We start from the raw sequence: 6,000 nt of genomic DNA on the forward strand, positions 1-6,000 counted from the left end.
AGAGACGGGGGTGGCCTGGCTGTGGGGTTGGGTTCGGCTGCTGTCGGTGACGATCCGGGGGTGGGCCGGGCTCGGGCGGGTACTGCTCTGTTCCGCTGCCGGATGTGGCCGCGTATGGCCACCCCGGGACCGAGGGGATCAGGAGTCGGCGGCCTCCCATGACGTGCATCCCGGGGCGGAGTGGATCAGCCGTCCCGGTGACCGGCGAAAGGAGTGCTTATCGTCAGGCAGACGACTATGATCGCGACATGCCCTACGACCCGTCAGCCTTCCCGCCCTTTGCCGTCACCGTTGACCTGGTCGTATTGACCGTGCGCCGCGATGCCCTGTGCGCGTTGGCGGTACGGAGGGGCGAGCCCCCCTTCCAGGGGCGGTGGGCGCTGCCCGGCGGGTTCGTGCGGCCCGACGAGGACCTGGCGCAGGCCGCCGCGCGGGAACTGGTCGAGGAGACCGGGCTGTGCGCCCACGACCCGGACACCCCCGCTCAGGACAACGGCGCGCACCTGGAGCAGCTCGCCACCTACGGCGACCCCAAGCGCGACCCGAGGATGAGGGTCGTCAGCGTCGCTCACCTCGCGCTCGCCCCCGATCTGCCCGCGCCCAGGGCGGGAGGCGACGCGAACAGCGCGCGCTGGGCCCCCGTCGAGGAACTGCTCCAGCGGGGTGGGTACGGCCGCGACGGCGAACAGGCGGCACCGCTCGCCTTCGATCACGCGCAGATCCTGTCCGACGGTGTGGAGCGCGCCCGCTCAAAGATCGAGTACTCATCGCTGGCCACCGCCTTCTGCCCGACCGAGTTCACCGTGGGCGAGCTGCGCCGTGTGTACGAGGCGGTGTGGGGAGTGGCGCTCGACCCCCGCAACTTCCACCGCAAGGTGACCGGCACTCCCGGCTTCCTCGTGCCCACCGGGGGTACGACCACCCGCCAGGGCGGCCGCCCCGCCCAGCTCTTCCGCGCGGGCGGCGCCACACTGCTCAATCCGCCGATGCTGCGCCCCGAGGTCTGACACAGGACGCGGCTCGACTTGTGCGAGGACCGTTCCGGGGTCGGGTCAGGGTGCCCGAAAAACCGCACATATCACGCTATCTTGCCTTGGGTGATCCAGGCCATCGGACTGACCAGCAACCCCCGCAAGGAGCTTCCGCCCGCCGTCGACGACGTGTCCTTCGAGGCGCACGCGGGACGCGTCACGGCGCTCCTCGGAGCCCCGGGCTCGGGCAAGACGACGGCGCTGAGGCTCATGCTCGAGCTCCAACAGGGCCGCGGAATCACCCACTTCAGAGGCCGTCCGCTGCACCGCATCCCCCATCCCGCACACGAAGTGGGTGTGCTCCTCGGAGAGGTGCCGGGCCATCCGGCGCGCACGGTCCGCGGTCAACTCCGCATGCTGTGCGCCGCCGTGGGCGTGCCCGTCCGTCGCGCCGACGAAGTCCTCGAAGTGGTGGGTCTCGTCAGCCTCCGCGACGAACGCCTCGGCACGCTCTCACGGGGTATGGACCGTCGGCTGGGCCTTGCCTGCGCGCTGTTGGCCGACCCGCACACGCTCGTTCTCGATGACCCTGCCGACGGGCTCTCCGTCCGTGAAAGCCGCTGGCTGCACGGAGTTCTGCGCGCGTACACCGCCGGGGGCGGCACCGTGCTGATCACCACGGACGACCCGAAGGAGGCCGCGCGGACCGCCGACCGGGTCGTCACGATCGAGGACGGCAAGCTCGTAGCCGACCAGGAGGTCGCGGACTTCGCCCGCACCAGGCTCCGGCCTCGCGTCGCCGTCCGCAGCCCTCACGCCGCCCGGCTCGCCGCCCTCCTCACCAAGGAGGCCCGCACCACACGGCGTTCCGTCGAAGTCGTGCGAGAGGACGGCAGCCGCCTCTCAGTGTACGGAAGCACGTGTGCCGACGTCGGTGAAACCGCGTACCGCCACGGCATCCTCGTACATCAACTGGCCGACGAAATCGGTGACATGGGACCAACGGCCGGCCGACCGCCCGCGGATGACTCTCAGGAGGCCGAGGCGTCCCCGAGGTCCGTCGAGCCGGGCAACGCGGATGTCCTGTCTCCCCTCCCGCCCCCCATCACCGTCCGCCAAGGCCCCAATCCGCTGCGTCCCCTGCGCTACGAACTGCGCCGCGCTGCAGGAGTCGGCACCGGTTACCTCACCGCGGCAGCCGTGCTCGCCACCTCCGCCGTCACTTCCGTACTCCTGGCACGGGTGGGACACACGCCGCAGCCGCGGCTGCTCGCCGCGTGGCCGCAGCAATTCCCGCTGCCGCCCGCGGCGCTCGGCGCGGGGCTGCTCGGCGCCGTCGCCTTCGGCGACGAGTTCCGCCACCCCGCCCTGGCCGCGGACCGCGGCACTGTCCCCCGCCGCCTGGGGCTGCTCGCCGCCAAACTCCTCGTCGCCGCCGCCACCGCGCTGATCCTGGCCATCCTCACGGTGGGCGTGGACGCCGAACTGCTCCACATCGTCTACGGACGGGAGGTCGCCGGAGTTCCCGCCGACTGGCCTTCGTTGGGCGCCAGTTGGATCGGCCTCATGGTGGGCTGCGCCTGGGCCGGCGTGCTGGCCGCGGGCGTCTTCCGGTCGACGACCGCCGGACTCGCGGCCGTTCTCGCCGTACCGATCGTCGTCGTACCCCTCGTGCACAAGGTCTTGGAGGGACCGTCCGTGCGGACCGCGACCGGGCTTTCGATGCGACTACGTGAGTTCGTGCTGGCGCAGTGGCCCTTCGGCGGCGAGAGATATCTGGCCGCCGGAGCGCAGGCGATCACTCAACCCGTGGGCGGTGCACTGGTGTTGTCGCTCACCGCCCTCCTGTGCACGTACCTGCTCACGACCCTGCGAAGCCGGGTGCGATGGCCGCTATGAGCGGCACATGCGTTCCCCGACGCGCACAACTCATCGGGGAACGCCCATTTCTTTCCGATAAGGCGTCAATTGCGACGGGGTGAGCGATCACCCTTTCGTGTGCTTTTCACCAAAGCCCTCAAGGCAGTTGGGGACGACGCCGACAAAGGATGCGTGACTACCCTTGCGCACACCATGATGACCGCCGCCCGCTCCGCAGACTCCGGCCTGGCCGGCCCGGGCGAACTCGACCGCTATCCCTACGCGGAGGCTCCCGGCGTGGATCGAGTCGGCGCCCCCGCGTGGGAGGGCGCGGACCCGGAGCTGGGCCGCGTGGGCAGGCGGGCCGCGGGCTCCCGCGGCCGCGGCCTGCACGGCCAACTCGTCCAACAGCTCGGCCAGATGATCGTCTCCGGAGACCTCGGAGCGGACCGTCCGCTCGTCCCCGAGGAGATCGGCCAGCGGTTCGAGGTCTCCCGCACCGTCGTCCGTGAGTCACTCCGCGTCCTCGAGGCCAAGGGCCTGGTCAGTGCCCGCCCCAATGTCGGCACGCGGGTACGGCCCGTGAGCGACTGGAACCTCCTCGACCCGGACATCATCGAGTGGCGGGCCTACGGTCCGCAGCGCGACGACCAGCGGCGCGAGCTGAGCGAGCTGCGCTGGACGATCGAGCCGCTGGCCGCCCGCCTCGCCGCCGGACACGGACGCGAGGAGGTGCAGCAGCGGCTCGCCGACATGGTCGAGATCATGGGGCATTCCATGGCGCAGGGCGACGCGCTCACCTTCTCGCGCGCCGATGCGGAGTTCCACTCGCTTCTCATCCAGGTCGCGGGCAACCGCATGCTGGAGCACCTCTCCGGGATCGTGTCGGCCGCCCTCCAGGTCTCCGGCGGCCCGATCGCGGGCTGCGACCGGCCGAACGAGATCTCGCTCGCGCACCACGCCCGGATCGTCGACGCCCTGGCCGCCGGTGACGGAGCGGCGGCCGAGGCGGCCATGCGTCAACTGCTCACCGTCCACCCCGAGGTGGAGCGCGTGGTGCCCGCCCCGCGCGAGCACTGACCGCGCACCGAGACGCAGTCGGGGACATGTCCCCTCACGCGGCATCGCGCAGTCGGCGAACGATCCGCCGCCGGACTCTGCCGGATCCCCTCTGGTGATCCGGCAGAGTCCGGCGGTGTGAGGAGGGCTCCTTGCGCCCACCGGTTGACCACCTTTGACCGTATCTGACCGCATTTGGAAGCTTACGGGGTGTGACTCGGGCCACGCAGATTGGGCGTAACACTCCTCGGAACAGCGCGATGACCTAAGAGGTGACAGCCGACGAGGGAATACGGACGCCGTTCATGGCGCTGTGTATCTTGGCGGCCCCCGCCCGCGCCGTTGGCTCATCCCCCAGTCGACGGTCGTCGGCTCCGGTCCACACTGGACGGGGCCGGAAGCCGTTTTCCAACGTTCCGAGAGGTTGTTCGTGTCGGCCAGCACATCCCGTACGCTCCCGCCGGAGATCGCCGAGTCCGTCTCTGTCATGGCGCTCATTGAGCGGGGAAAGGCTGAGGGGCAGATCGCCGGCGATGACGTGCGTCGGGCCTTCGAAGCTGACCAGATTCCGGCCACTCAGTGGAAGAACGTACTGCGCAGCCTCAACCAGATCCTCGAGGAAGAGGGTGTGACGCTGATGGTCAGTGCCGCGGAGCCCAAGCGCACCCGAAAGAGCGTCGCAGCGAAGAGTCCGGCCAAGCGCACCGCCACCAAGACCGTCGCGGCGAAGACGGCGGCGGCCGAGCAGGCCACCGCCACCGCCGCTCCGGCGATGCCCGCCGTCGAAGCTCCCGCCGAGGACGCTCCCGCCAAGAAGGCCGCTGCCAAGAAGGCGACCGCCAAGAAGGCCGTCGCCAAGAAAGCCGTTGCCAAGAAGGCGCCGGCCAAGAAGACCGCCGCCAAGAAGGATGACGTCGAGGCGATCGACGAAGAGGCGGTCGAGGAGACCCCGGGTACCGGCAAGGCCGGTACCGAAGAATCCGCCGAGGACGGCGCCCAGGGCTTCGTCCTGTCGGACGAGGACGAGGACGACGCGCCCGCGCAGCAGGTCGCCGCGGCCGGTGCCACGGCCGACCCGGTCAAGGACTACCTCAAGCAGATCGGCAAGGTCCCGCTCCTCAACGCCGAGCAGGAGGTCGAACTCGCCAAGCGCATCGAGGCCGGCCTGTTCGCGGAGGACAAGCTGGCCAACGCCGACAAGCTCGCCCCCAAGCTCAAGCGCGAGCTGGAGATCATCGCCGAGGACGGCCGTCGCGCCAAGAACCACCTCCTGGAGGCCAACCTGCGCTTGGTGGTCTCCCTGGCCAAGCGTTACACCGGCCGCGGCATGCTCTTCCTGGACCTCATCCAGGAAGGCAACCTGGGTCTGATCCGCGCGGTGGAGAAGTTCGACTACACCAAGGGCTACAAGTTCTCGACGTATGCCACTTGGTGGATCCGTCAGGCGATCACCCGAGCGATGGCCGACCAGGCCCGCACCATCCGTATCCCGGTGCACATGGTCGAGGTCATCAACAAGCTCGCGCGCGTGCAGCGTCAGATGCTCCAGGACCTGGGTCGCGAGCCCACCCCGGAGGAGCTGGCCAAGGAACTCGACATGACCCCGGAGAAGGTCATCGAGGTCCAGAAATACGGCCGCGAGCCGATCTCCCTCCACACCCCGCTGGGTGAGGACGGCGACAGCGAGTTCGGCGACCTCATCGAGGACTCCGAGGCCGTCGTCCCGGCCGACGCGGTCAGCTTTACGCTCCTCCAGGAGCAGCTGCACTCCGTCCTCGACACCTTGTCCGAGCGCGAGGCGGGCGTCGTGTCCATGCGCTTCGGTCTCACCGACGGTCAGCCGAAGACTCTCGACGAGATCGGCAAGGTGTACGGCGTCACGCGTGAGCGCATCCGCCAGATCGAGTCCAAGACGATGTCGAAGCTGCGTCACCCGTCGCGCTCGCAGGTCCTGCGCGACTACCTCGACTAGGTTCCGGCTGTACGTCACCAGGGCCCGGTCTCCCGCACAGGGATGCTGTTGGTTAATTCGGGCCTGGTTGCTTCGCCCCGTCGTTATGCGGCGGGGCGAAGTGCTGTCAGGGGGCTGGTGCGAGTTCGTGCGTGGGGT

Annotated in this window: 4 protein-coding genes; all 4 read left to right on the plus strand. The window is 69.6% G+C overall.

Annotation, left to right across the window (positions count from 1 at the left end):
- Positions 1-248: 248 nt before the first annotated feature.
- Positions 249-1,007 (plus strand): NUDIX hydrolase, encoded by a 759-nt coding sequence (locus ABD357_RS26000; protein WP_344393353.1) that lies wholly within the window; start codon positions 249-251, stop codon positions 1,005-1,007.
- A 90-nt stretch (positions 1,008-1,097) separates the two neighbouring features.
- Positions 1,098-2,870, plus strand: a complete 1,773-nt coding sequence (locus ABD357_RS26005) for an ABC transporter ATP-binding protein (RefSeq protein WP_344393354.1) — start codon at positions 1,098-1,100, stop codon at positions 2,868-2,870.
- Positions 2,871-3,023: 153 nt separating this feature from the next.
- A complete protein-coding gene (locus ABD357_RS26010) occupies positions 3,024-3,911 on the plus strand; it encodes a FadR/GntR family transcriptional regulator (protein ID WP_344393355.1) in 888 nt (295 codons plus the stop codon).
- Positions 3,912-4,320: 409 nt separating this feature from the next.
- Positions 4,321-5,862 carry an RNA polymerase sigma factor gene (locus ABD357_RS26015; RefSeq protein ID WP_344393356.1) on the plus strand — a complete coding sequence of 514 codons (1,542 nt, stop codon included), beginning with the start codon at positions 4,321-4,323 and terminating at the stop codon, positions 5,860-5,862.
- The last annotated feature ends 138 nt before the right edge of the window (positions 5,863-6,000 follow it).

Source organism: Streptomyces vastus, assembly GCF_039532825.1.
Classification (GTDB): domain Bacteria; phylum Actinomycetota; class Actinomycetes; order Streptomycetales; family Streptomycetaceae; genus Streptomyces; species Streptomyces vastus.

Coding starts and splice junctions, on each gene's coding strand:
- ABD357_RS26000 (WP_344393353.1), top strand. CDS start 249: ATGCCCTACGACCCGTCAGCCTTCCCGCCCTTTGCCGTCACCGTTGAC.